Origin of the sequence: Streptomyces sp. NPDC048644, from assembly GCF_043199105.1 — a bacterium.
Lineage (GTDB): Bacteria > Actinomycetota > Actinomycetes > Streptomycetales > Streptomycetaceae > Streptomyces.
On record NZ_JBICVO010000009.1, the window covers coordinates 328,506 to 352,563 of the forward strand.

The following is a 24,058-nucleotide window of genomic DNA, read 5'->3' on the forward strand; positions in this document are numbered from 1 at the left end:
CTCATATGCCCCGCCCGATGCCGCAACCGGGTGGAAAATAATGCAGCCCGAATTCCGTCGTGATCAAATTCCGGACGCGGTAAGGACAGTGGCCCCTGAGCCCCGGCACAGGGCATGAATTCCCCCGCCCCGGTAAGGCGGATTCCCGCCGCCCGTAGGACTTTATCGGCCGCTCCGCATGGCGCCGATGAGACACATTCCACACACATTTTCCGCACAACACCCCGCCGATCGCGCCGGAGCCCCGCCCGGCACCCCGTCACAGGCCCGGCCCCGCCCGGCCCCGCGCCGCACCCATACCACTCATCCGGCGCGGGCGCGCACGGGCGCGCACGGCGCGGGGGCGGCGGGCCGGGGCCGCGCGCCCGGCTCAGGCCCCGGCGTCCCCGTCGGCTCCGGCCGGTCCCGCGACCCGCAGTGCCAGGTCGTTGTCGAGGGTGTAGTACGGGCCGACCCGCAGCTCTCCGGCCGCCGCGGCGACCGGCAGCGCGGGGTAGGTGAACACCTGCTTCTTGTCGTGCACGTCGTCCAGCAGGCGGGCGATACGGACCGGCCGTGCGCCCTCGGCCGGACGCAGCCAGAGATCCCACGGCTCGGTGCCGCGCCGCCAGTGTCCGGCCGGCTCCGCGTACGGCAGCGTGAAGGTGAAGTCGGCGCCCTCGACGGTCAGCGGGACCGTCACGGTGGCGCGCGGGCCGCCGTCCTGCGCGGCGCGGCGGGCGCGGGCCTCGGCCTGCGCGCCGGGGCCGGGCGCGGCGCCGTAGAGACGCCCGGAGACCGTCATGCCGTCCGGCTGCACGCGGAGGTCGCCGGCCTCCGCGTGCGGGCCGCGCAGCCAGCTGCGCAGCGCCATGGTGCCGAGCTTGGTGGTGTACGGGATCCGGACGCCGAGCCGGCCGATGCCCGCCAGGGGTCGGCGGTCCACCAGCGACCTGAGGTCGTTGACGCCGGGCAGCAGCCGGCGCGGTGCGCGGCCGTCCCCGAGGTCGGCGTAGACGTTCCAGCGGCCCTCGTCGAGGGCGACGGTGCTGGGGAGCACGGCGCGCAGCCGGCCCGCGCCGCTGGGCCCGAGCGGCAGCCGTACCTCCTCGTCCGCCGTGTCACCGCGCCGCCGGAGCACCAGCGCCGCGCTCCAGGCGGTGTGCGCGCCCCGGGGTGCGTTCAGGTCGAAGGTGAGGCCGCCCGCGGAGTCCGCGATGCAGTCGGCCTTCAGGTCGTCCGCCGTCTCCCCCTCGGCGCGGGCCGCGCCTGGCTCGTCGGGCGTCGCGTCGCCGGATCCGGCCGCGGGCGCCTGCGTCGGGGTGTTCATGCCGTCCGCGCCCCTCTCACCGCGGCCACGGCCGCGTCCTTGGTGGCGTATGCGCCGCTCAACAGTGCTCCTCGGGTGCGGTGCAGGGCACCGCGCAGACGGTTGCCGCGCTGCTGCGCGAGCAGGTCGCCGAAGAGCGCTTCGTAGCGCACGGCGACACGGGCGGGGTCGAAGCGGGCGGCGGCGGTGAGCGCGGCGCGGCCCATCCGTTGCCGCGCCGCGTCGTCGTTGATCAGTTCAAGCAGCGCGCCGGCCATCGCCGTGGGGTCGCCGACCGGGACCAGCCGGCCGTCCACCCCGTCGTCGATGATCTCGCGTGGGCCGTGCGGGCAGTCGGTGGCGACCACCGGGAGGCCGCAGCGCATCGCCTCCACGATCGTCATCCCGAAGGACTCCAAACCGGAGGAGACCGCGGCGACGGAGCCCTTGGCCCACTCGGGCTCCAGCGGGCTGGCAGGGCCCATCAGGAACACATGGTTGTACAGGCCGAGTTCGTCGATCAGGGTGCGCAGGGCGGCCTTCTCCACGCCGCTGCCGTAGATCCGCAGCCGCCAGTCGGGACGCCGCTCGACGACCTCGGCGAAGGCGCGGACGAGGACGTCGTAGCGCTTGGCACGGGCGAGCCGGCCGGCCGCGACGACCCACTTGCCGCTGCCGTCGGCGGGCGCGATGGCGGGCGCGGGCACACTGTTGGGGACGGCTTCGATGCGGACGCCCGGCAGCCGCAGCCGGCGGCGGTAGGCGGCGGCGTCGGCCTCGGTGACGGTGACGACCGCGTCCAGCCGGGGGTAGGCGCGGCGCAGCACCAGCTTGAGCGCCCGGCTGTGGGTGTCGAGGGTGAGGTGTTCCTGGCCGATCCGCAGCACACCGCGCCGGGTCTGCCGGGCGATGTGCACATTGAGCCCGGGACGGGTGCCGACCACCACGTCCGCCTCGATGTGGCGCAGGTGCCGGGCGATCCGCCGGTCGGTCAGCTCGCTGTACTGGCCGAAGCGCCCCTCGGCCGCCGGGAAGACCTTCGCCGCACGACGGTGGGCGGGGTCGGCGCCTTCGTACGTGGGGCGCTCCTCCCGGAGGTCCACGAGATGCCGCAGCCGGACCCGGGGGACGAGGTCGAGGACCGGGGTGTCGCGGTGGCGCAGCACGGAGACGATCTCCACGTCGTGCCTCTCGGACAGCGTGCGCGCGAGATTGAACGTCGTACGGATCGTTCCTCCGATGCCGTAGGCGTTGTGAATCAGGAATGAGATGTGCATCCGTCCCCGTATCCCCTGGTCTCCCGGTCGTCCCTGGCCCTCCGGCAGCTCCGCAGGACGCGGCGCCGGTGGCCCGTGCCCGCCCCTCCTGACGGTGCCACGCATGTGTCAGCTGAACGGTTGGACCACGAACCGGGGTTCCGGGTTGAGGGCTTTTGCCAAGTTGTTCCGAAAAAGTTAGGGCATTGGTAGCGATGTGCGGGAACTGCGAGGACGCGGGGCGCCTCCGCCCTTGCGGCATCAGGGCCTGTGGGGCACTCCGGCGCGGAAGGCGGCGCTCGGCGAGCGGTTCCGGCACACCTTTCCCGTGTGCGGCGATCGGTTCGATTCCGTTCCGGTCCGCGCGTGACCCCGGCCGCAGATCACCCGTTGTCCTTGTACGAGCCGGGAGACCCCCCGGCAGCCACTCAGAGATCGAGGAGCCACCCGTGCCGCGCATGCTCGAGGTCAGCGACGACGTTCGCGCCGAGATCGGCGATGAAGAAGCCGACCGCCTGCTGGCCGGTGGCAACGCCCCCGGCAGCTATGACTGCACCTCTTGCCGTACGCCAGGCGACAGCGAGCAGGAGCGCACCAGCACCGTCCTGTTCGTGGGCGAGGAGACCGCGGTGCTCGCCTTCGCGCACGCGACGTGCATTCCTTCCCAGGTCGTCTCGGTATCGGAGGAGCAGCTCAAGGGAGCCGTGCGCTCCATCACCGGAGAGGGCGCCCCGGGACAGCCGGGACCGCCCGCCACCCCCATCCCCACCAGCGAGCGCCAGGCGACCCTCGGGATCACCTGCGGACTCGTGCTGGTCGAGGGCGAGCTGCGCGCGGCGCTCGTCGTCGAGCCCAGCGGCCCGATCGCCCGCCCGGGTTCGATCAGCCTGGACGACGACTTCCTGCCGCTCCTTCTGGAGCAGGGCTTCCGCCCCGTGACGGACGTGGCCGTGCTGCCCGCTCCCAACCCGGGCTGGTCCGCGCTGCTCGCGATGGGCAAGCTCCATGCCGTGCTGCAGCCAGGCAACACCGGCAGCCAGGCGGCCTGGTGGCAGGCGCACCAGCCGCTGGCCGTGTCGGACGGCTGGCGCGCCGCCGCCACCAAGGCGCAGTCGGTGCTGATGTACGCCGCGCCGTCCGGCGCCATCGGGCACCAGCCGCGGGAGGATCTGATGCGGCAGGCGCTGGAGAAGGCCGCCGCCCGTGGCGAGTTGGTGGCCGGCGCGATGCCGCTGGCCGGCACCTGATCCGTCCGGACCCCGATCGCGGGGTGTTCCCGTCACTCCGTGCGGGAACACCCCGCGATCAGCCGTTTCCGGACCGAAGCCGCATCCCCCGGCCATCGGGGTCGTTGGTGCAGACGTGCACGCATATGACCCCTCATCCCGCGCCCCTTATCCGCACCAGATTCCCGGAATGCGTCCGTCGCAGGACCCCGGGACACACGGCACAGGCCGCTCGCCCACACCGATCTACGACGCGCTGTACGCCGAGTACCGCCGGGCCTTCCGGGCGCTGCCCGGCGACCGGTCGGGCGAGGGAGACGGTCCCGAGATGCTGCACGGCAACAGGAGTTGGGGCCGCACCACGGCGACACCGGGCAACTGGGAAGTCGTCGCCCGCCAGCCGTACACGCCGCGCGCCGCGCTCCCCGCACTGCCGCCGGGACGGCGCGACGCCAGGCCGCACGGACGCTGATCCGGCCGCCGCGCGGGACGGCCTGACCACGCCGAACCGGCCGGGGACATCCCCGGCCGGTTCGGCATACCGCTACTTCTTCTTCTGGCCGCGCTTCTCGCGCACCCGGACGGAGATGTGGATCGGCGTCCCGTCGAAGCTGAACTCCTCGCGCAGCCGGCGCTCGACGAAGCGGCGGTAGCCGGCCTCCAGGAAGCCGGAGGCGAAGAGCACGAACCGCGGCGGCTTGGTGCCCGCCTGCGTACCGAAGAGGATGCGCGGCTGCTTGCCGCCCCGGATCGGGTGCGGGTGGGCGGCCACGATCTCACCGAGGAAGGCGTTCAGCCGTCCGGTGGGGATCCGGGTCTCCCAGCCGGCCAGCGCGGTCTCGATCGCCGGGACCAGCTTCTCCATGTGGCGGCCGGTGCGCGCCGAGACGTTCACCCGCATCGCCCACGGGATCTGCACGAGGTCCCGCTCGATCTCCCGCTCCAGGTAGAAGCGGCGCTCCTCGTCGAGGGTGTCCCACTTGTTGTAGGCGATGACCAGGGCGCGCCCGGCCTCCACCGCCATGGTGATGATCCGCTGGTCCTGGACGCTGATGGATTCGCTGGAGTCGATGAGGACGACGGCGACCTCGGCCTTCTCGACGGCGGCTGCGGTGCGCAGCGAGGCGTAGTAGTCGGCGCCTTCCTGGAGGTGGACGCGGCGGCGGATGCCGGCGGTGTCCACGAACTTCCAGGTCGTGCCGCCCAGTTCGATCAGCTCGTCGACCGGGTCGCGGGTGGTGCCTGCGACCTCGTTGACGACCACCCGCTCCTCGCCCGCGACCTTGTTCAGCAGCGACGACTTGCCGACGTTCGGCCGGCCGATCAGCGCGATGCGGCGGGGCCCGCCGAGCGCGCTGCCGAAGGTCTGCGCGGGCGCCTCGGGGAGCGCGTCCAGGGCGGCGTCGAGCATGTCGCCTGTGCCCCGGCCGTGCAGCGCGGAGACCGGGTACGGCTCACCCAGGCCCAGCGACCAGAGCATCGCGGCGTCGGCCTCGCCGGACGCGCCGTCGACCTTGTTGGCCACCAGGACGACGGGCTTGCCCGACCGGCGCAGCAGCTTGACGACGGCTTCGTCGGTGTCGGTCGCGCCGACCTTGGAGTCGACGACGAAGATCACGGCGTCGGCCGCCTCGATGGCGAACTCCGCCTGCATGGCGACGGACGCGTCGATGCCGAGGACGTCCTGCTCCCAGCCGCCGGTGTCGACGACCTTGAAGCGGCGGCCGTTCCAGTCGGCCTCGTAGGTGACCCGGTCACGGGTGACGCCCGGCTTGTCCTCGACGACCGCCTCGCGGCGGCCGATGATGCGGTTCACCAGTGTCGACTTACCGACATTGGGGCGGCCGATGACGGCGAGTACGGGCAGCGGGCCGTGTCCGGCCGCCGCGATGTCCCCCCCGACCTCCTCGGGGTCGAAGCCCTCCTCCGCGGCAAGCTCCATGAACTCCGCGTACTCGGCGTCGCCAAGCGCACCGTGCTCGTCGCCGGTGTGGGTCTGGTCGTTCATGAAGTCCGTTCCTCGTCCTGCTCATGCGCGGCGTCCGCCGCGTGGCTTCGTCATCGGTGGGCCGCTCGGCGCGGCCCACTACTCAAGTGTCGGTCAGCGCCCGGTCAGGCGCCTGGCCTTGTCCAGGTGACGGGTGAGCCGCTCCTGGATCCGCACGGTCGCCTCGTCCAGCGCCTTGCGGGTGCGCCGCCCCGATCCGTCGCCCGCGTCGAAGGCGTCACCGAAGACGACATCGACCCGGCCGCGCAGGGGCGGTATCGCCGGGGTGAGCCGGCTGCTGCGTTCCGTACTGCCGAGCACCGCCACCGGGACGACCGGCGCGCCGGAGCGCACGGCGAAGTACGCGAGGCCGGCCCGCAGCGAGGCGAAATCGCCCTCGCCCCGGGTGCCCTCGGGGAAGATGCCCAGCACTCCGCCGCCTTCCAGCACCCCGAGCGCGTCGGTGATCGCCTTGCGGTCGGTGGTGGTGCGGTCGACCTTCAGCTGTCCGATCCCGCGCAGGAACGGATCCAGCGGGCCGATGAATGCTTCCTTCTTGACCAGGAAGTGCACCGGCCTGGGTGCGGTGCCCATCAGCATCGGGCCGTCGATGCCGTGCGCGTGGTTGACCGCGAGGATCACCGGGCCCGCGGACGGCACCCGCCAGGCGCCCAGCACCCGCGGCTTCCACAGCCCGTACATCAGGCCGATGCCGATCCGCCGGCCGACCGCGGCACCCGCCGGGCTCGGCGCCTGGCTGCGCTGCGGACGGCGGGCCGCGCCTGCTTCGGGCGCCCTGCCGCTGCCGGTCACCGCACGACCCGCCCTGCCTTTTCGGCGCCCGCGCCCTCGATGAGGGTCACCACGCACTCGATGACCTGCTCCAGCGTCAGCTCGGTGGTGTCCACCTCGACGGCGTCGTCGGCCTTGGCCAGCGGCGAGGTCTTGCGGGAGGAGTCGGCGGCGTCCCGCTTGATCAGAGCCTCACGGGTGGCCGCCAGGTCGGAGGCTTCCTTGCCCTTCAGCTCGCCGCTGCGGCGGGCCGCCCGCGCCTCGGCGGAAGCGGTCAGGAACACCTTGAGGTCGGCGTCGGGCAGCACCGTGATGCCGATGTCGCGGCCCTCGACGACGATGCCGTTCGGGGCCTCGGCGGCGATGGAGCGCTGGAGGTCGGTGATCCGGGTGCGCACCTCGGGGACGGCGCTGACCGCGCTGACCGCGGAGGTGACCTCCTGGGTGCGGATCGGGCCCGCCGCGTCCAGGCCGTCGACCGAGATGGTCGGGGCGGCCGGGTCGGTGCCGGAGACGATCACGGGCTTGGCGCTGGCATCGGCGACGGCAACGGCGTCGTCGACGTCGATGCCGTTGGAGAGCATCCACCAGGTGATCGCGCGGTACTGGGCGCCGGTGTCCAGGTAGCCGAGGCCGAGCTTGGCCGCGACGGCCTTGGACGTGCTGGACTTGCCCGTGCCAGCGGGGCCGTCGATGGCGACAATCACTGCAGCCGGGGCGGTCCGGGCGGCGGTTTCCACGGTGACGAACACCTTTCTGGTTACACGGGGCGGGGGTCCTGGGCCGAACGGGCCGTGGTCAAGGTTACTGGCTCCCCCGCGCCCCGTGTTCCACGGTGTCACTGCCGGATGGACCAGCCCCGCTCGCGCAGCTCCGCGGTCAGCACGGGCGCCGCGGCGGGCTCGACCATGAGCTGGATGAATCCGGCCTGCTGGCCGGTGGCGTGCTCGATGCGGACGTCCTCGATGTTGACCCCGGCGCGGCCCGCGTCGGCGAAGATCCGGGCCAGCTCGCCCGGCTGGTCACCGATGTGCACGGCGACGATCTCGTACACCGCGGGGGCCGCGCCGTGCTTGCCGGGCACCCGCTCCCGCCCGGCGTTGCCGCGCCGCAGGACGTCCTCGATGCCACCGGCGCCGTCGGCCCGCTTCTCCTCGTCCGCGGCCTCCAGGGCACGCAGCGCGCGTACGGTCCCGTCCAGGTCGGCCGCCACCTCGGACAGCACCTCGGCGACCGGCCCCGGGTTCGCGGACAGGATGTCGATCCACATCCGGGGATCGGAGGCCGCGATCCGCGTCACATCCCTGACACCCTGGCCGCACAGCCGTACGGCGGTCTCGTCGGCACCCTCCAGGCGGGCGGCGACGAGGCTGGAGACCAGCTGCGGGGTGTGCGAGACGAGGGCGACGGCGCGGTCGTGGGCGTCCGCGTCCATCACGACCGGGACCGCGCGGCACAGCGCGACCAGTTCCAGCGCGAGGTTGAGCACCTCGGTGTCGCCGCCCGGTCCCGGGGTCAGCACCCAGGGCCGGCCCTCGAAGAGGTCGGCGGTGGCCGCGAGCGGCCCGGAGCGCTCCTTGCCCGCCATCGGGTGCGTGCCGAGGTAGCGGGACAGGTCGCAGCCCAGCGCCTCCAGCTGGCGGCGCGGGCCGCCCTTGACGCTGGCGACATCGAGGTAGGCGCGGGCCGCGCCCCGCCGTATCGCGTCCGCCAGCGCCGCCGCCACGTGGGCCGGCGGGACGGCGACGATCGCCAGGTCGACCGGGCCCGGGGGCGGCTCGGCGACGCCTGCGCCGAGCGCGGCGGCGGTCCGCGCCTGGTCGGGGTCGTGGTCCTCCAGGAAGACCCGCACCCCGCGGGCGTGCAGCGCGAGCGCCGCCGATGTGCCGATCAGGCCCGTTCCGATGACGAGTGCGGTTCTCACTGGGCGATGTCCTTTCGCGGCGCGGCGGTGGCGCCGGGGTACACAGGGGAGATCCGGGCCTTGGCCGGCCCGGCTTCGTCCCGGTCCGGCTGGACGGCCCTGCGGACCGCTCGTACGCTCACGTCCCTGCTCCCTGCGTTGCACCTGCCCGCGCGCCTCTGCACGCCGATCAAGCGTATCCAGCCCCACCGACAGCCGTGCCCGGCGACCGCCCACCGGGACGTACGGCCGCCCGCGGCGCGGAATCCGGGTGACAGCCGCCCCGCCCCGCGGCCACACTCTGCGCCATGCCACCCTCCGATGCCGCAGGTCACGCCCTTGTCGCCGGGCACACCGTCCACTCCTGCGTGGTCGGCTCGCGCGCCTTCGGTCTCGCCGTCGAAGGCAGCGACACCGACCGGCGCGGGGTGTACCTCCCGCCCACCGAGCTGTTCTGGCGCTTCGAGAAGCCGCCGTCCCATGTGACGGGCCCGCGCGACGAGGAGTTCTCCTGGGAACTGGAGCGGTTCTGCGCGCTGGGGCTGCGCTCCGACCCGAACGTGCTGGAGTGCCTTCACTCGCCGCTGGTGGAACGGATCGACGCCACCGGACGCGAACTGCTCGCCCTGCGCGGCGCCTTCCTGTCCCGGCAGCTCCACCGCACCTTCACCGGGTTCGCCGCCTCGCAGTTCACGAAGGTGCAGGCGGACGTCCGCCGGGAGGGCGCGCCCCGCTGGAAGCACGCCATGCATCTGCTGCGGGTCCTGGTCTGCTGCCGCGACACCCTGCGCAGCGGCGTCCTTGCGACGGATGCCGGGCAGGCCCGCGCGCAGCTGCTGGCGGTCCGGCGCGGCGAGCTGTCCTGGGACGAGGTGACGCGACGGATGACGACGCTGACCGAGGAGGCGAAGGCGGCGGTGTCCGGCTCCCCGCTGCCCGCCGAGCCGGACCGGGCCCGGGTGGAGGACTTCCTGGTCAGGGCCCGGCGGGCGGCGCTGCCCGGTGCCCGGTGAGCGGGGCGGCGCGGCCCCGCCGCACGGACCTCACCCGTCCCAGGCCGCGCCCAGCGCGAGCAGGTCGGCGCGGTACTCGATGCGGCCCGCCCACTCCGCGGGCCAGGCTCCGGCGCCCAGATGGGCACCCGCGAACGCCCCGGTGAGGCAGGCGATCGAGTCGGAGTCGCCCGAGGTGCAGGCGGCCCGGCGCAGCGCGGTGAGCGGTTCGTCGGGGAAGAGCAGGAAGCACAGCAGTCCGGTGGCGAGCGCCTCTTCGGCGATCCAGCCCGCGCCGGTGGCCAGGCAGGGGTCGGTCTCCGCGTCCGGCGCCCGCAGGGCCGCGTCCAGCCGGTCGAGTACGCCGGTGCACTCGTCCCAGCCGCGGGCGGCGAACGCCGTGGGGGACGGGTCCTGGGCGTGCCGCCACAGGTCACCGAGCCAGTCGTCCGGGTAGCCGGTGCGCCGGTCGCGTGCGTACCCGCGCAGCAGTCCGGTCAGTTCGGCGGGCCTGGCGCCTTCGGCCAGGAGCTGCACGGCGTACGCGGTCAGTTCGCTGGCGGCGAGCGCGGTCGGGTGGCCGTGGGTCAGGGCGGCCTGGAGCTGCGCCGCGCCGGCCCGCTGCTGCGGGCTCAGTCCGGGTGCCAGACCGATCGGCGCGACCCGCATGTTGGCGCCGCAGCCCTTGGATCCGGTCCTGCTGGCCTGAGCCCAGGGCCGCTCCGCCGCGCTCAGCAGCTGGCAGGCGGTGAGGCAGGTGGTGCCAGGCGCCCGGTTGTTGTCGGGTGAGCGCCACCAGGCGACGTACTCCTCGCGGAGCGGGCGCTCCAGGGTCTGTGCGGTGAGCGGTCCGCGTTCCGTGGCGGTGCGCAGCCCGCGGCCCAGGGCCAGCGTCATCTGGGTGTCGTCGCTGACCTGCGCGGGGTCGGGCAGCGCCAGGTGCCGCCACGGCCCGTACCGCGCCAGGATCGACGGGACGCCGTCGAATTCGGTGGGATAGCCGAGTGCGTCCCCGAGGGCGAGCCCGATCAGCGCGCCGGTTGCTGCGGTCCCCATGAAAACCACCCCTTAATCGTCATCGTGACAATAAGGGGTGGTGATCTTTCCCGGCAAGCCGTCACCTGCCGGGGTCAGAGGTTCGGCCGCTTACAGCTCGACCTCGCGCATCAGCATGCCGACCTCGGTGTTGGTCATCCGGCGCAGCCAGCCGGACTTCTGGTCACCCAGCGCGATCGGCCCGAAGCTCGTACGGACCAGCCGCTCGACCGGGAACCCGGCCTCCGCGAGCATCCGGCGCACGATGTGCTTCCTGCCTTCGTGGAGTGTCACCTCGACGAGGTAGTTCTTGCCGGTGTTCTCCACCACGCGGAAGTGGTCGGCGCGGGCGTAGCCGTCCTCCAGTTGGATGCCGTCCTTGAGCTGCTTGCCCAGGTCACGCGGGAGCGGGCCCTGGATCGCGGCGAGGTAGGTCTTCTTGACGCCGTAGCGCGGGTGGGTCAGCCGGTGGGCCAGCTCGCCGTGGTTGGTGAGCAGGATGATGCCCTCGGTCTCGGTGTCGAGACGGCCGACGTGGAAGAGCCGCGTCTCGCGGTTGGTGACGTAGTCGCCCAGGCACTGGCGGCCGTCCGGGTCCTCCATGGTGGAGACGACGCCGGCCGGCTTGTTCAGCGCGAAGAAGAGGTACGACTGGGTGGCGACCGTCAGGCCGTCGACCTTGATCTCGTCCTTCTGCGGGTCGACGCGGACGCCCTGCTCCATGACGATCTCGCCGTTGACCTCGACGCGCGCCTGGTCGATCAGCTCCTCGCAGGCACGCCGCGAGCCCATACCGGCCCTGGCGAGCACCTTCTGGAGCCGCTCGCCCTCCTCCTCACCGAAGGTCTTGGGGGTCTTGACCTGCGGCTTGTTGTGGCGGGCGCGGTTGCGCTCCTCGATCTTGGCGTCCAGCTCACGGGGCCGCGACGGCCCCTGGCCGCGACCGCGCTGCGGTCCGCCCTTGGCGCCGGGACGTGCTCCCTTGGAGGCGGCGCCGGTACGCGGGCCGCCCTTGGCGCCGCCGCGGGCCGCAGCACCCCGGCTGCCGCCGCTCTTCGGGGCACCGCCCCCGCGGTCGTCGCCGCCCTTCGGGGCGCCCTTGCGGTCGTCGCCGCGGCCCGATGAGCCGCCCTGCCCACCGGATCCGCCCACGTCGTAGCGGCGCTCCTCGGGACGGGGACGTCCCGCGCGCTTCTGGTCGTCGCGGCCCCCCGTACCCGAACGCCGGCGGTCGCCGCCGGCGCCCGCGCTCCCGTTGTTCCGGTTTCCGCTGTTCCTGCCGCTGCTTCGCATCAATGATCCGTCTGAGAGTCGCCGCTGTCGTCTACGTCGAACGACGGGATACCTTCCGGGGAGTCGCCCTCGACCGCATCCGCCTCCGGGAGGAACGGTGCGAGCTGCGGGAGCTCTTCCAGGCCGCGCAGGCCCATCCGCTCCAGAAAGTAATTCGTCGTCCTGTACAGGATCGCACCTGTTTCAGGTTCCGTCCCCGCCTCCTCCACGAGTCCGCGCTGGAGGAGTGTGCGCATCACGCCGTCACAGTTCACCCCGCGAACGGCCGAAACCCGGGAACGGCTGACCGGCTGACGGTACGCGACCACGGCCAGAGTCTCCAATGCGGCCTGGGTGAGCCGGGCGGTCTGGCCGTCCAGGACGAAGCTCTCGACCGCTTCCGCGTACGCGGCACGGGAGTAGAAGCGCCAGCCGCCCGCCACCGGCCGCAGGTCGAATCCGCGGCCCTGGCGCGCGTAGTCGTCGGCCAGCTCACGCAGCGCGAGCGCGACCGCGCGCCGCGACCGCTGCAACACCCTGGCCAGGTGTTCCTCGGTCGCCGGCTCGTCGACGACCATCAGGACGGCCTCCAGCGCCGGCTTCAGCTCCAGCGCGGCGACGCCCGGCGCCCCCGCCGGCGCAGCGGACCGCGCACCGGCACCGTCCGCGTGCTCCGCGATGTCATACGCCTCGTCGGCCCCGCTCACGCCCGTTCCCCCTCTTCCGCATCGTCGGACTCCGCATCGCCCGGCGGCTCCTGCTGCCCCGGTTCCCTGTCGAACTCGTCCGTCACCACCGGGACGGCGTCCGCCGCGCCCGTCCACCGGACGGTGAGGGCCCCCAGGGCCTCCTCCTGGTCCAGCGCCACCACCCGCTCCCGGTAGAGCTCCAGCAGGGCCAGGAAGCGCGCCACGACGGTGAGGGTGTCGGGCGCCCCGGCGACCAGTTCCTGGAAGCTGCGCTCGCCCGCCTCCCGCAGCAGCGCCATCACCACGTCGGCCTGCTCGCGCACGCTCACCAGCGGCGCGTGGATGTGATCGACGTACACCTGCGGCCTGGCCTTCGGCTGCATCGCCTTGACCGCCAGCTTCGCGAATCCCTCGGCGCCGATGCTCAGGGCGACCTCGGGCAGCAGCTCGGCGTGCTCGGGTTCCAGGCCGACGGTCCGCGGGTACCGGCGGGCCTCGTCGGCCAGCCGGCCGCTGAAGATGTCCGCGATCCGCTTGTAGGCGCGGTACTGGAGCAGCCGCGCGAACAGCAGGTCGCGGGCTTCGAGAAGCGCCAGATCGGCCTCGTCCTCCACCTTCGCGACGGGCAGCAGCCGGGCGGCCTTCAGGTCCAGCAGCGTCGCGGCGACGACCAGGAACTCGGTGGTCTGGTCGAGGTCCCAGTCCGCTCCCATGGCCCTGATGTGCGCCATGAATTCGTCCGTCACCTGGGAGAGGGCGACTTCCGTGACGTCCAGCTTGTGCTTGGAGATCAGCTGGAGGAGCAGGTCGAAGGGGCCCTCGAAGTTGTCAAGCCGGACGGTGAACCTGCCGTCACCTGCCGGTGCCGGGGCATCGGCGGCGCCGGCGTCCTCCACCGCGTCCTCGGTGTCGCGCACCGCTTTCCCTGGGTCCGCCGGCGGCTCCCCTGCCTGCCCGGCGTCCGGCCTCCGGCCGAGGGGACGGCGCGGGGCACGCGGGGAGAGGGTGTCGTGGTGGGGCGTCGGCATCGTGGTCCATGTGCTGCGTGTTCCCGCACCGGAGACGGCGGGGCTGGTGACGGGCGTAGGGCCCGGGAAAACGAGGCTATCCCGTCGGCCCCGGCCCTCCGGAACGCGCCGCGCGGCCGGGCCCCGACGGGCATCGGCCGCGCCGCTCCTGCGTTCCTGGCCGCCTGCGCGGCGGCCTTTCGATGACGGATGTCACCGGCGCTTTCTAGCGTCCGCGCAGCCGCCGCACCAGGATGCTGGCGTCGCCGCGCGACTCCAGGTCGGCGAGGACGACGGCGACCGCCTCGCGGACGATCCGGCCGCGGTCGACGGCCAGGCCGTGCTCACCGCGCAGCACCAGGCGGGCGTGTTCGAGGTCCATGAGCTCCTCGGCGGAGACATAGACGGTGATCTTCTCGTCGTGCCGTTCCCGGCCGCTGGGGCGCCGGTTGGCGCCGCGACCGCCGCCGCGCCTGCGGCCCTGCCCGCCGGCCGCGTCCTGCCCGGCCGCCGCCTGGCCTTCCTGCCTGCGGTGGCCCTGGGCGCCTTCCTGGCCCGTCTCGCGTCCGTTGTGCTCGGCCGGGGCCGCCGTGCGTGCCGTGCCCGCTGTGCCGTCACCCGCGTCCGTGCCACCCCGTGGGGCCGCACGGGGCGCTTCCGCCACCGGGTCGGCCTCGCCTGCCGGGGACGGCACGCGGGGGGCCTCGCCGCCCGCGGTGGAGCCGTTCGCCGGGCGGCGGGGCGAGGAGGACTGCAGACCCGTGCCCCCGGTGGTACGGAACAGTTCGTCGGCTCCGGGCAGACTCACTCGGCGTGACACCGGGCGAGCACCTCCCTGGCGAGCTGGCGATAGGCGGCGGCACCCACGGAGTTGGACGCGTACGTGGTGATCGGCTCGCCCGCGACGGTGGTCTCGGGGAAGCGGACCGTACGGCCGATGACGGTGTGGTAGACGTGCTCGTCGAAGGCTTCCACGACGCGCGCCAGGACCTCGCGACTGTGCACGGTGCGGGAGTCGTACATCGTCGCCAGGATGCCGTCCAGTTCCAGCTCGGGGTTGAGCCGCTCCTGGACCTTCTCGATCGTCTCGGTGAGCAGCGCGACACCGCGCAGCGCGAAGAACTCGCACTCCAGCGGCACGATGACCTTGTGAGCCGCCGTCAGGGCGTTGACCGTGAGCAGGCCCAGCGAGGGCTGGCAGTCGATGACGATGTAGTCGTAGTCGGCGAGCAGCGGCTTGAGCGCCCGCTGGAGCGTGGACTCACGCGCGACCTCGCTGACCAACTGCACCTCTGCCGCAGACAAATCGATATTGCTGGGCAGCAGGTCCATGTTGGGGACCGCGGTCTTGAGCAGCACCTCGTCGGCCGACATGCCCCGCTCCATGAGCAGGTTGTAGACCGTCAGGTCCAGCTCCATCGGGTTGACACCGAGGCCGACCGACAGGGCGCCCTGCGGGTCGAAGTCGACGAGCAGCACCCGGCGGCCGTACTCGGCGAGTGCGGCGCCCAGGTTGATGGTCGAGGTCGTCTTGCCGACCCCGCCCTTCTGGTTGCACATCGCGATGATCTTGGCGGGCCCGTGCTCCGACAACGGTCCCGGAATCGGGAAGTACGGCAGCGGACGCCCGGTCGGGCCGACCCGCTCGCGGCGCTGGCGGGCAGCGTCAGGAGCGAGCGTCGCCGCGTACTCGGGGTCCGGCTCGTACTCCGCGTCCGGATCGTAGAAATGCCCCTTGGGCAGGTCGTCGTAGTCGGCGATACGGGCGGGTTCTCCACTGCCCCGGTCGCCGGCCATGGCGTTCACGTGATGGCCGTCCATGCTCTGGTGGGCTGTCGTGGTCGTGCTCTGGCGGGCTGCGGAAGCGTGGACCGCTACGGAGCCGACAGCCTCGTGCCCCGAGGGGGCCTGGCCCCGTGCAACCGCTCCTGGCTGAGCACCTCCGGGAGTAAATGTCGACTCATTCACAAGTCGTCTTACCTCCTTGGATGTGACCAGGAAACTTATCGATAGGTCAGCGTGACACCATGCCGACGGTTGGCGACTCTATGGCGTGTCGGGCGTCCGCAGCAACACAATCCACCGGACCCGGCACGATGTGTCGGCTATCGAACCCCCCGATGTCAAGGGTGCAAGCGGTGTGCACACAAGGTTTCGGGGGTGCGCGAATCGGTTAAAGGGTTACGTTCAACGCGAGTTGAGCGCCGGTGCGCCGGCGCCGCGCTTCCGGCGTGTCGCACAAGCGACCGGCCGGGCCCTGTCGACAAGGCCCGGCCGGATGTGCTGCGTTGACACGCGTCGTTGACGCTCAGCCCAGGAGCGTGCGCAGCTCCACGGCCTCCAGGCCGTGCGCCTCGGCGACCTCGCGGTAGACGACCTTGCCGTCGTGCGTGTTGAGGCCCTTGGCCAGCGCCGGGTCACGGCGCAGCGCCTCGACCCAGCCGTTGTTGGCCAGCGAGACGATGTAGGGCAGCGTCGCGTTGGTCAGCGCGTGGGTGGAGGTGTTGGGCACCGCGCCGGGCATGTTGGCGACGCAGTAGAAGACCGAGTTGTGGACCGGGAAGGTCGGCTCGGCGTGCGTGGTGGCGTGCGAGTCCTCGAAGCAGCCGCCCTGGTCGATCGCGATGTCGACAAGGACACTTCCGGGCTTCATCTTGGCGACCAGCTCGTTGGTGACGAGCTTGGGGGCCTTGGCGCCGGGGATCAGGACCGCGCCGACGACGAGGTCGGCCTCGATGACGGCCTTCTCCAGCTCGAAGGCGTTGGAGACGATCGTCTGCACCTTGGTGCCGAAGATCTTGTCGGCCTCGCGGAGCTTGTTGATGTCCTTGTCGAGCAGCGTGACGTGGAAGCCGAGGCCCACGGCGATCTGCACGGCGTTCCAGCCGGAGACGCCACCGCCGATGATCACGGCCCGGCCCGCCGCGACACCGGGGACGCCGCCGGGCAGCACGCCACGGCCACCGGCCTGGCGCATCAGGTGGTACGCGCCGACCTGGGGCGCGATGCGGCCCGCGACCTCGGACATCGGGGCGAGCAGCGGCAGCTGGCGGCCGGCCGTCTCGACGGTCTCGTAGGCGATGGCGGTGGTGCCGGACTCCAGCAGCGCGTCCGTGCACTCGCGGGAGGCCGCCAGGTGCAGGTACGTGAAGAGGGTCTGGTCCTTGCGCAGGCGGTGGTACTCCTCCGCGATCGGCTCCTTGACCTTCAGGAGCAGGTCGGCGGTGTCCCAGACCTCGTCGGCGGTGCCGAGGATGCCCGCACCGGCGGAGACGTACTCCTCGTTGGTGATGGAGGAGCCGAGACCGGCGTCCTTCTCGACGAAGACCTGGTGGCCGTGGCGGACCAGTTCGTGCACACCGGCGGGCGTGATCGCCACCCGGAACTCGTTGTTCTTGACCTCGCGGGGGATGCCGACCTTCACGTCGATCACGGTCCTTGAATGAGTGCTTGCAGGGGATTCATCCCTCATGTGACACATGACGGAGCTGACCGCGGCGGACGCGGCTCATCCAGTTTATTGAAGGATCTCTCGTTGTCTAGCCTTGCAAAGCATTATTTGTTTCTGGAAGCACCACCGATTTCGTAGGTCACTCGGGGTGATCCTGAGTGAGCTGTTCTCCGACGGCCCGGTGCAGCCGCGCCCCCGCTGGATCACCGAGCCGGTCGAGGGTGTCCGCAATCCGCAGCTGGAGCGCCGCCTCCAGGCGTCCGTCCCCCGCGCCGCGGGCGGTGTGCAGGGCGTCGAGGCAGGTGCGCAGCGCCTCCTCAGGCCGTCCCGCGTACTCCTGCACCCGCGCCACCTCCCCCGCCGCCCGCGCCTGGCCGGCCACGTCCCCGAGCCTGCGATAGGTGCCGGCCGCCGCCCGCCACTCCTTGAGCGCCTCGCCCCAGCGCCCCGCATAGGTGTGCGCACCGCCGATCCGGCCGTGCAGCCGCGCCGCGTCGGCGCTCTCCCCGCGGCTCAGCCGCAGTTCCAGGGCACGCCCGTACCAGTCGGCCGCCCGCTGCCAGTCGCCCAGCTCGGCGTACGTACCGCCCAGCGATTCCAGCGCGCGGCCGGTGGCCACCGGGTCCTGCACCGAACGGGCGGCCTCCAGCGCGCCGCGGTACCGGGCGAGCGCGTCCTGCGTACGGCCCGACTGGCCGTCCAGATCAGCGAGGTTGAGCAGCGCCGCGGCCTTCTCCCGTGTCAGGCCCCGCCGTTCGGCGACCTCCAGGACCAGTCCGTGCAGGGAGTAGAGGGCCGGCGCCGCCGCCTGCGCGCCCTCGTGCGTCATCAGTGTGCGGACCAGCGCGGCCATCAACCGCCGGTCGAGCGTGTCCAGTTCACCGTCGGCCACCGCGATCCGCGCCGCGTCCAGCAGGGCCGCGCGACGGCTGTGCAGCCAGTCGGCCGCGGCCTGCCGCGAGGGGAAACGCAGCGACCGCGGCAGCCCAGCCGTCCGCTGCCTGGCCGGGGAACCCGCGGGCTCCCCCATCGCCCGGCAGGACTGGAGCAGCCGGACGGTCCGCTCCAGCATCCGCGCGCGGGCCAGCTGGATGTCGGCAGGCCGCTCGTGTTCCTGGAGCAGCGCGAAGGCCGCGGGTGCCAGGCAGCCGGGCAGCCGGTACTGCGGGTGCAGCGCCGCCTCGGCCACGCCCTCGGCCGCGTCCCGCTCCGCCGCGCCCGTGGGCTCGCCCGGCACCGGGTGCAGCAGGCCCAGCGCGGCGACGTCCTGCAAGGTCCTGGCGGCGACCGCGACCGAGCAGCCGGCCAGCGCGGATGCGGTGTGCGCGTCCACCAGCCCGGCGGGGGCCAGGGTGAGCAGCCGCAGCATCCGGGCCGCGGTCGGCGCCAGCGCCCCGTGGGCGAGGTGGAAGGCGCGGTGCAGCGGGTGGTCGCCGGATGGCAGGTCGGCGGGGACCGGCACGGCCCGCAGCGCGTTGCGCAGGTCGGAGATGGACGACTTGGGGCGGGCGCCGAGCCAGCCGCCCGCCAGGACCAGGGCCGCGGGCTGGCCACCGCACTCCTCGGCGACCGCTTCGGCCGTCCGCGGGTCGACGGTGATCCGGGTCGGCCCGGTGAACCCGCCGATGATCGCGACGGACGCCGCGCTCTCCAGACCGCCGAGCGTGCACGGCCGTACGTCGGAGATCCCGGTGAGCGGCCCCTGGGAGACCACCAGGACCAGGCAGTGGGGCGCGTCAGGGAGCAGCGGCTCGACCTGCTCGGCGCCGGGGGCGTCGTCCAGGAACAGCACGGCACGCCGGGTGGCGAGCGCCCCGCGCAGCGCCTCGGTCAGCTCGTCGTCACCCGCTCCCGGCGGGGCGGTGGCGCCGAGCGCGGCGAGCAGGCCGCGGGCGACCCGGCCGGTGGGCACCGGGGCGCCGCCGGGACCGGTCAGCCCGGCCCGCAGCACGCCGTCGGGGTACTCGTCGGCGAGGTGGCGCAGCAGCTCGACGGCGAGCCGGGTGCGGCCGGAGCCGGGGCGGCCGGCGATCAGCAGGACGCGGCTGCGGGCGCCCTTGCGTCCCGAGAGGGTGTCGAGCCCGGCGCGGGCGATGTCGGCGCGCAGCGCCTTCAGCTCGCGAGTGCGGCCGGTGAACGGCGGCGGGACGGTCCCCGCGGGGACGGCGGTGGCGGGCTGAGCGGCGGCAGAACGGCCGGGGCGGCCGGCCGCCGTGCCGTCTCTGCGGCGGCCCTCCGGCACCTGCCGGGTGTCCGCCGCCGTGGCGGGCCGCCCCGCCGCCCCCGGCGGGAGGTGCCCTCCGCCCACCGCCTGATCCGTCACGGGCCACTCTCCCGTCCACCTGCGCATACGAGCCCGCCGCGGTCGCGGACGGGAACGCTGCCGAGCGTAGTTCACGACCCGTCATGCCCCGTGCGGAGCAGGGCGGTTGGGTCACTCGATCGGATCGGCGGATCATCCGACCGGTACGGAACGGCGGCCGGTGTGGCGGTGGCGGAGCGGCGGATCCTCGGGCGGCTCAGGCGGTGAAGGGGCGGGCCGGCCAGGGCGCGTCGGCCGGGCGCAGGTCCGCAAGGCCCGTGCCGTCCCGCGCCGCGGTGAGCGCCAGGACTCCGACCACCAGGCAGTTGTTGTGCAGCTCGCCGGCCAGCACGCCGCGCACCAGCTCGTCCTGCGGCACCCGCGCCAGCTCCATGTCGGCCTCTTCCTCCGACACCTCGAACCGCTCGCCCTCGGCCTCCGCCAGATCGCGCGCGAGGAAGATCCGCACCGCCTCGTCGCAGCCGCCCGGCGTGGTGTAGACGTCGGCGAGCACCCGCCAGTCGCCCGCCTTGACGTGCGCCTCTTCGTACAGCTCGCGCTGCGCGGCGTGCAGCGGGTTCTCACCGGGGACGTCCAGCAGGCCGGCGGGGATCTCCCACAGCTTCTGGCGTACGGGGTGGCGGTACTGGCGCAGCACCAGCACCCGGCCCTCGTCGTCGAGGGCGAGGACCGCGACGGAGCCGGGGTGGACCTGGTAGTCCCGCTTGGCGGTGGAGCCGTCCGGCATCACGACCTCGTCGGTGCGCACGCTGGTCTTGTTCCCGGTGAAGGGCGTCGTGGTCGCGGTGACCGTCCACTCCTCGGGGGTGTCCTTGATCGCCATGCGTCCTCCTGTGTGAGCCTTGTAGCAACGCAGAAACCGGGGCACGGATCCCGAAAGATCCCTGCCCCGGCAACCGTATCCGTCGTGCCGCGCGCTACTTCACGGCGCCCTTCTTGGGCGCCTTCTGCTGCCGCTGCACAGCCGCCTTCACCAGCCCGGCGAAGAGCGGGTGGGGGCGGGTGGGGCGGGAGCGGAGTTCGGGGTGCGCCTGGGTGGCGACCAGGTACGGGTGCACCTCGCGGGCGTACTCGACGTACTCGACGAGGGTGTTGTCCGGTGAGGTGCCCGAGAAGACCAGACCGGCCTTCTTCTCCAGCTCGCTGCGGTAGGCGTTGTTGACCTCGTAGCGGTGGCGGTGGCGCTCCTCGACGTACGGCTGGTTGTCGTACGTCTCGCGGACGATCGAGCCCTCGGCGAGCTTGGCGGGGTACATGCCAAGGCGCATGGTGCCGCCCATGTCGCCCTCGCCCGCGACGATGTCCTTCTGCTCGGCCATCGTGGAGATGACCGGGTCGGTGGCCGCCGGGTCGAACTCGGTGGAGTTGGCGCCCTCGATGCCGGCGAGGTTGCGGGCGGCCTCGATGACCACGCACTGGAGGCCCAGGCACAGGCCGAGCAGCGGCAGCTTGTGCTCGCGCGCGTAGGTGATCGCGCCGACCTTGCCGTCCACACCGCGGTCGCCGAAGCCACCGGGGATGCACACGGCGTCGCAGTCCGCGAGCTGCTCGGCGGCCCCGGCCGGGGTCTTGCAGTCGTCGGACGTGACCCACTTCAGCTTCACGCGGGTCTTGTTCGCGAAACCGCCGGCGCGCAGCGCCTCGGTGACCGAGAGGTAGGCGTCGGGCAGGTCGATGTACTTGCCGACCAGCGCGACCTTGACCTCGTGGTCGGGGTTGTGGACGCGCTCCAGCAGGTCGGCCCACTGGGTCCAGTCGACGTCACGGAAGGGCAGGTCCAGCTTGCGGACGACGTAGGCGTCCAGACCCTCGGCGTGCACGACCTTGGGGATGTCGTAGATGGACGGCGCGTCCGGGCACGCGATGACCGCGGCCTCGTCGACGTCGCACATCAGCGAGATCTTCCGCTTGATGGCGGTGGGCACCTCGCGGTCGGCGCGCAGCACGATCGCGTCGGGCTGGATGCCGATGTTGCGCAGCGCGGCGACCGAGTGCTGGGTCGGCTTGGTCTTCAGCTCACCGGACGGGCCGATGTACGGGAGCAGCGAGATGTGCACGACGAAGACGTTGTCGCGGCCGACCTCGTGGCGCACCTGGCGGACGGTCTCCAGGAACGGCAGCGACTCGATGTCGCCGACGGTGCCGCCGACCTCGGTGATGACGACGTCGACGTCGTCGGTCGCCATCCGCCGGATGCGGTGCTTGATCTCGTTGGTGATGTGCGGGATGACCTGCACGGTGTCACCGAGGTACTCGCCGCGGCGCTCCTTGGCGATCACGGTGTTGTAGACCTGGCCGGTGGTCACGTTCGCGGAGCCGTCGAGGTCGACGTCGAGGAACCGCTCGTAGTGGCCGATGTCCAGGTCGGTTTCGGCGCCGTCGTTGGTGACGAAGACCTCGCCGTGCTGGAACGGGTTCATCGTTCCCGGGTCGACGTTCAGGTACGGGTCGAGCTTCTGCATCGTGACCCGCAGGCCACGCGCCTTGAGGAGCGCGCCCAGGCTGGAGGCGGTCAGCCCCTTGCCGAGCGAGGAGGCGACGCCCCCGGTGACGAAGAGATGCTTGGTCGTCGTGGATTTGGGCGGCATGGCCAAGAGGGAACTCCCGTGGTCGCGAGGTGGAGAGGTGCGATGCGGCGCCGGCCCCGGAGATTCGAGGGGTGCCTTCGCTGCGGCTCGGGGGTGCCGTGACATCTGCCGTGACATTTGTGGGGCCCACCGGTCCACGGGGTACCAGGCTATCAGCGACCGGGCGTGGTCGCTCCCGGCCACGTCCGTGACCGGGAGCGCGGCATTCGTCACCCATTCGGGTGACTGCACTCTCCTGAGCGTCGCGCAGATCACTTGCGCGCGTCGTATCCTGCTCGGGCACTCGTTACGAGCCGTCCGGTAAGGCACCACCCCCGCCCGATTTCCGGTCCCGTTGCTCGACAACGTTTCATGGGCAGGACGGACAGCTCACAACGTCCCATGGGGGGCGTGACTCCAGTTCGACGGGAGATGCACGTGGCCGGGCGCATCGAGGACTACGCACTCATCGGCGATATGCAAACCGCCGCTCTCGTGTGCAGGGACGGCAGAGTCGATTGGCTGTGCCTACCCCGCTTCGACTCGCCGGCGGTCTTCGCCGGACTGCTGGGCACAGAGGAACACGGGTTCTGGCGGATGGGCCCCGCCCACGCCGATGGCGCCGCACCGCAGCCCGCCGACCGCCGCCGCTACCGCGGGGACTCACTCGTACTCGAATCCGAGTGGGACACCCCGGCCGGCACGGTCCGGGTCATCGACTTCATGCCGCCGCGGGACGGCGCGCCGCAGCTGGTGCGCATCGTGGAGGGCGTCAGCGGCAGCGTTCCGGTCCGTTCGGAGCTGCGGATGCGGTTCTCGTACGGCTGGGTCGTGCCCTGGGTCCACAAGGTGGACGGGCGGACGGTCGCGGTCGCAGGTCCCGACTCGGTGTGGCTCGACACCTCGGCGGAGACCTACGGCGAGGATCTGACGACGTACTCCGACTTCACGGTGTCGCCGGGCGAGCGGATCGCCTTCACCATCAGCTGGCAGCCCTCGCACCACCAGCCGCCGGCCATGGCGGAGCCGGAGGCGTCGCTGGAGGCCACCGAGGACTTCTGGCGCGACTGGGTCGAGCACTGCACGTACCACGGTCCCTACCGTGACGCGGTGGTCCGTTCGCTGATCACGCTGAAGGCGCTGACGTACGCGCCGACCGGCGGGATCGTGGCGGCGCCGACGACCTCGCTGCCCGAGGACATCGGCGGCAGCCGCAACTGGGACTACCGCTTCACCTGGCTGCGGGACGCCGCGATCACCCTCTCCTCGCTGCTGCGCACCGGCTACCGGGAAGAGGCGCGGGCCTGGCGCGAGTGGCTGCTGCGCGCGGTGGCGGGCGATCCGGAGAACCTCCAGATCATGTACGGCATCGCCGGTGAACGGGAGTTGGGCGAGAACGAGCTCAACTGGCTTCCCGGGTACGAGAATTCGCAGCCGGTCCGGGTCGGCAACGGCGCCGCGGGGCAGCTCCAGCTGGACGTGTACGGCGAGGTCACCGAGGCGCTGCACCTCGCGCACATGACCGGGCTCGCCCGCAACGACTACGCCTCGCTGCTCCAGGTGAAGCTGATCCGCTGGGTGGAGCAGCACTGGGACGAGCCGGACGAGGGCATCTGGGAGGTCCGCGGCCCGCGGCGGCACTTCGTCCACTCCAAGGTCATGACCTGGGTCGCCGTCGACCGCACGATCAAGCTGATCGAGTCCGGCGACGTGGAGGGCCCGCTGGAGCGCTGGAAGGAACTGCGCGACACGATCCACCGCGACGTCTGCGAGAAGGGGTACGACGCGGAGCGCAACACCTTCACGCAGTCCTACGGCTCGCGGGAGCTGGACGCGTCGCTGCTGCTCATCCCGCAGATGGGCTTCCTGCCGCCGGACGACAAGCGGGTCATCGGCACCATCGAGGCGATCCAGCGGGAGCTCGCCACCGAGGACGGCTTCATCCTGCGCTATCCGACGTCCGCCGACGAGGCGGGGGTGGACGGGCTCGAAGGTGAGGAAGGGGCCTTCCTGGCCTGCTCGTTCTGGATGGCGGACGATCTGGCGATGATCGGCAGGGTCGAGGAGGCCCGCAAGCTCTTCGAGCGGCTGCTCTCGCTCCGCAACGACCTCGGGCTGCTGGCCGAGGAGTGGGATCCGCACAACAAGCGCCAGGTGGGCAACTTCCCGCAGGCGTTCAGCCACGTCCCGCTGATCGACACCGCGCTGCGGCTGACCGCCAGCGGGGCGTACGGCGGGGGCTGACCTGACGTCAACTCTCCCTGACTGCG

General features: G+C 72.4%; 21 protein-coding genes. 4 read left to right on the plus strand and 17 right to left on the minus strand.

Annotated elements, in window-relative coordinates:
• Window positions 1–370: 370 nt before the first annotated feature.
• Together ACGFNI_RS22770 and ACGFNI_RS22775 are read right to left on the minus strand one after the other, a co-directional pair.
• Entirely contained in the window at window positions 371–1,309 is a 939-nt protein-coding gene (locus tag ACGFNI_RS22770; RefSeq protein WP_393686404.1) for a hypothetical protein, read from the minus strand.
• The gene (locus ACGFNI_RS22775; RefSeq protein ID WP_393686406.1) at window positions 1,306–2,565 is read right to left on the minus strand and encodes a glycosyltransferase family 4 protein; all 1,260 of its coding nucleotides are present in this window, start codon (window positions 2,563–2,565) and stop codon (window positions 1,306–1,308) included. Before ACGFNI_RS22775 ends, ACGFNI_RS22770 begins: the two co-directional genes overlap by 4 nt.
• Window positions 2,566–2,993: 428 nt before the next feature.
• Here ACGFNI_RS22775 and ACGFNI_RS22780 point away from each other — a divergent pair, with 428 nt between their 5' ends.
• Both ACGFNI_RS22780 and ACGFNI_RS22785 read left to right on the plus strand, forming a co-directional pair.
• Window positions 2,994–3,791, plus strand: coding sequence for a hypothetical protein (locus ACGFNI_RS22780; RefSeq protein ID WP_393686408.1), 798 nt, complete (start codon window positions 2,994–2,996; stop codon window positions 3,789–3,791).
• A 169-nt stretch (window positions 3,792–3,960) separates the two neighbouring features.
• Complete coding sequence (locus ACGFNI_RS22785; RefSeq protein WP_393686410.1) at window positions 3,961–4,242, plus strand: hypothetical protein; 282 nt, start codon at window positions 3,961–3,963, stop codon at window positions 4,240–4,242.
• A gap of 72 nt (window positions 4,243–4,314) precedes the next feature.
• On the opposite strand, the gene der is transcribed toward ACGFNI_RS22785, so the two are convergent.
• The 5 genes from der to ACGFNI_RS22810 all read right to left on the minus strand — a co-directional run bounded on the left by der (window position 4,315) and on the right by ACGFNI_RS22810 (window position 8,595).
• A complete protein-coding gene (gene der / locus ACGFNI_RS22790; RefSeq protein WP_393686412.1) occupies window positions 4,315–5,778 on the minus strand; it encodes a ribosome biogenesis GTPase Der in 1,464 nt (487 codons plus the stop codon).
• A 93-nt stretch (window positions 5,779–5,871) separates the two neighbouring features.
• The gene (locus ACGFNI_RS22795) at window positions 5,872–6,459 is read right to left on the minus strand and encodes a lysophospholipid acyltransferase family protein (RefSeq protein WP_393686493.1); all 588 of its coding nucleotides are present in this window, start codon (window positions 6,457–6,459) and stop codon (window positions 5,872–5,874) included.
• A gap of 107 nt (window positions 6,460–6,566) precedes the next feature.
• Window positions 6,567–7,289 (minus strand): (d)CMP kinase, encoded by a 723-nt coding sequence (gene cmk / locus ACGFNI_RS22800; RefSeq protein WP_393686414.1) that lies wholly within the window; start codon window positions 7,287–7,289, stop codon window positions 6,567–6,569.
• A 98-nt stretch (window positions 7,290–7,387) separates the two neighbouring features.
• Window positions 7,388–8,473 carry a prephenate dehydrogenase gene (locus ACGFNI_RS22805; protein ID WP_393686415.1) on the minus strand — a complete coding sequence of 362 codons (1,086 nt, stop codon included), beginning with the start codon at window positions 8,471–8,473 and terminating at the stop codon, window positions 7,388–7,390.
• A complete protein-coding gene (locus ACGFNI_RS22810) occupies window positions 8,470–8,595 on the minus strand; it encodes a hypothetical protein (RefSeq protein ID WP_393686417.1) in 126 nt (41 codons plus the stop codon). Before ACGFNI_RS22810 ends, ACGFNI_RS22805 begins: the two co-directional genes overlap by 4 nt.
• Before the next feature lie 165 nt (window positions 8,596–8,760).
• Here ACGFNI_RS22810 and ACGFNI_RS22815 point away from each other — a divergent pair, with 165 nt between their 5' ends.
• A complete protein-coding gene (locus tag ACGFNI_RS22815) occupies window positions 8,761–9,465 on the plus strand; it encodes a DNA polymerase beta superfamily protein (protein WP_393686419.1) in 705 nt (234 codons plus the stop codon).
• 30 nt (window positions 9,466–9,495) lie between these two features.
• Here the strand turns inward: ACGFNI_RS22815 and ACGFNI_RS22820 are convergent, their stop codons facing one another.
• The 10 genes from ACGFNI_RS22820 to ACGFNI_RS22865 form a co-directional block, all read right to left on the minus strand.
• Window positions 9,496–10,500, minus strand: a complete 1,005-nt coding sequence (locus ACGFNI_RS22820; protein WP_393686421.1) for an ADP-ribosylglycohydrolase family protein — start codon at window positions 10,498–10,500, stop codon at window positions 9,496–9,498.
• Window positions 10,501–10,590: 90 nt separating this feature from the next.
• Window positions 10,591–11,772, minus strand: a complete 1,182-nt coding sequence (locus ACGFNI_RS22825) for a pseudouridine synthase (RefSeq protein WP_393686423.1) — start codon at window positions 11,770–11,772, stop codon at window positions 10,591–10,593.
• Window positions 11,772–12,431 carry an SMC-Scp complex subunit ScpB gene (gene scpB, locus ACGFNI_RS22830; RefSeq protein ID WP_393686494.1) on the minus strand — a complete coding sequence of 220 codons (660 nt, stop codon included), beginning with the start codon at window positions 12,429–12,431 and terminating at the stop codon, window positions 11,772–11,774. Before scpB ends, ACGFNI_RS22825 begins: the two co-directional genes overlap by 1 nt.
• 23 nt (window positions 12,432–12,454) lie before the next feature.
• Entirely contained in the window at window positions 12,455–13,468 is a 1,014-nt protein-coding gene (locus ACGFNI_RS22835; RefSeq protein ID WP_393686425.1) for a segregation and condensation protein A, read from the minus strand.
• Window positions 13,469–13,673: 205 nt separating this feature from the next.
• Window positions 13,674–14,267 carry a hypothetical protein gene (locus ACGFNI_RS22840; RefSeq protein WP_393686426.1) on the minus strand — a complete coding sequence of 198 codons (594 nt, stop codon included), beginning with the start codon at window positions 14,265–14,267 and terminating at the stop codon, window positions 13,674–13,676.
• A complete protein-coding gene (locus ACGFNI_RS22845) occupies window positions 14,252–15,268 on the minus strand; it encodes a ParA family protein (protein WP_393686428.1) in 1,017 nt (338 codons plus the stop codon). Before ACGFNI_RS22845 ends, ACGFNI_RS22840 begins: the two co-directional genes overlap by 16 nt.
• A 487-nt stretch (window positions 15,269–15,755) precedes the next feature.
• Complete coding sequence (ald, locus tag ACGFNI_RS22850; RefSeq protein WP_393686495.1) at window positions 15,756–16,871, minus strand: alanine dehydrogenase; 1,116 nt, start codon at window positions 16,869–16,871, stop codon at window positions 15,756–15,758.
• Window positions 16,872–17,037: 166 nt separating this feature from the next.
• Window positions 17,038–19,221 carry a tetratricopeptide repeat protein gene (locus tag ACGFNI_RS22855; RefSeq protein ID WP_393686430.1) on the minus strand — a complete coding sequence of 728 codons (2,184 nt, stop codon included), beginning with the start codon at window positions 19,219–19,221 and terminating at the stop codon, window positions 17,038–17,040.
• A gap of 196 nt (window positions 19,222–19,417) precedes the next feature.
• On the minus strand, window positions 19,418–20,044 hold the full coding sequence (locus ACGFNI_RS22860) for an NUDIX domain-containing protein (RefSeq protein ID WP_393686432.1): 627 nt from the start codon (window positions 20,042–20,044) through the stop codon (window positions 19,418–19,420).
• Between the two features lie 94 nt (window positions 20,045–20,138).
• Window positions 20,139–21,809, minus strand: coding sequence for a CTP synthase (locus ACGFNI_RS22865; protein WP_393686434.1), 1,671 nt, complete (start codon window positions 21,807–21,809; stop codon window positions 20,139–20,141).
• Between the two features lie 411 nt (window positions 21,810–22,220).
• Between ACGFNI_RS22865 and ACGFNI_RS22870 the strand changes: the two genes are divergently transcribed.
• On the plus strand, window positions 22,221–24,032 hold the full coding sequence (locus ACGFNI_RS22870; protein ID WP_393686496.1) for a glycoside hydrolase family 15 protein: 1,812 nt from the start codon (window positions 22,221–22,223) through the stop codon (window positions 24,030–24,032).
• The last annotated feature ends 26 nt before the right edge of the window (window positions 24,033–24,058 follow it).

What these genes read in the sequence shown, in the direction of transcription:
- ACGFNI_RS22770 (WP_393686404.1), bottom strand. Translation starts at nt 1,309, where the DNA reads ATGAACACCCCGACGCAGGCGCCCGCGGCCGGATCCGGCGACGCGACG.
- ACGFNI_RS22775 (WP_393686406.1), bottom strand. Translation starts at nt 2,565, where the DNA reads ATGCACATCTCATTCCTGATTCACAACGCCTACGGCATCGGAGGAACG.
- ACGFNI_RS22785 (WP_393686410.1), top strand. Translation starts at nt 3,961, where the DNA reads ATGCGTCCGTCGCAGGACCCCGGGACACACGGCACAGGCCGCTCGCCC.
- der (WP_393686412.1), bottom strand. Translation starts at nt 5,778, where the DNA reads ATGAACGACCAGACCCACACCGGCGACGAGCACGGTGCGCTTGGCGAC.
- ACGFNI_RS22795 (WP_393686493.1), bottom strand. Translation starts at nt 6,459, where the DNA reads ATGTACGGGCTGTGGAAGCCGCGGGTGCTGGGCGCCTGGCGGGTGCCG.
- ACGFNI_RS22815 (WP_393686419.1), top strand. Translation starts at nt 8,761, where the DNA reads ATGCCACCCTCCGATGCCGCAGGTCACGCCCTTGTCGCCGGGCACACC.
- ACGFNI_RS22820 (WP_393686421.1), bottom strand. Translation starts at nt 10,500, where the DNA reads ATGGGGACCGCAGCAACCGGCGCGCTGATCGGGCTCGCCCTCGGGGAC.
- ACGFNI_RS22825 (WP_393686423.1), bottom strand. Translation starts at nt 11,772, where the DNA reads ATGCGAAGCAGCGGCAGGAACAGCGGAAACCGGAACAACGGGAGCGCG.
- ACGFNI_RS22835 (WP_393686425.1), bottom strand. Translation starts at nt 13,468, where the DNA reads ATGCCGACGCCCCACCACGACACCCTCTCCCCGCGTGCCCCGCGCCGT.
- ACGFNI_RS22845 (WP_393686428.1), bottom strand. Translation starts at nt 15,268, where the DNA reads ATGGACGGCCATCACGTGAACGCCATGGCCGGCGACCGGGGCAGTGGA.
- ACGFNI_RS22860 (WP_393686432.1), bottom strand. Translation starts at nt 20,044, where the DNA reads ATGGCGATCAAGGACACCCCCGAGGAGTGGACGGTCACCGCGACCACG.
- ACGFNI_RS22865 (WP_393686434.1), bottom strand. Translation starts at nt 21,809, where the DNA reads ATGCCGCCCAAATCCACGACGACCAAGCATCTCTTCGTCACCGGGGGC.
- ACGFNI_RS22870 (WP_393686496.1), top strand. Translation starts at nt 22,221, where the DNA reads ATGCACGTGGCCGGGCGCATCGAGGACTACGCACTCATCGGCGATATG.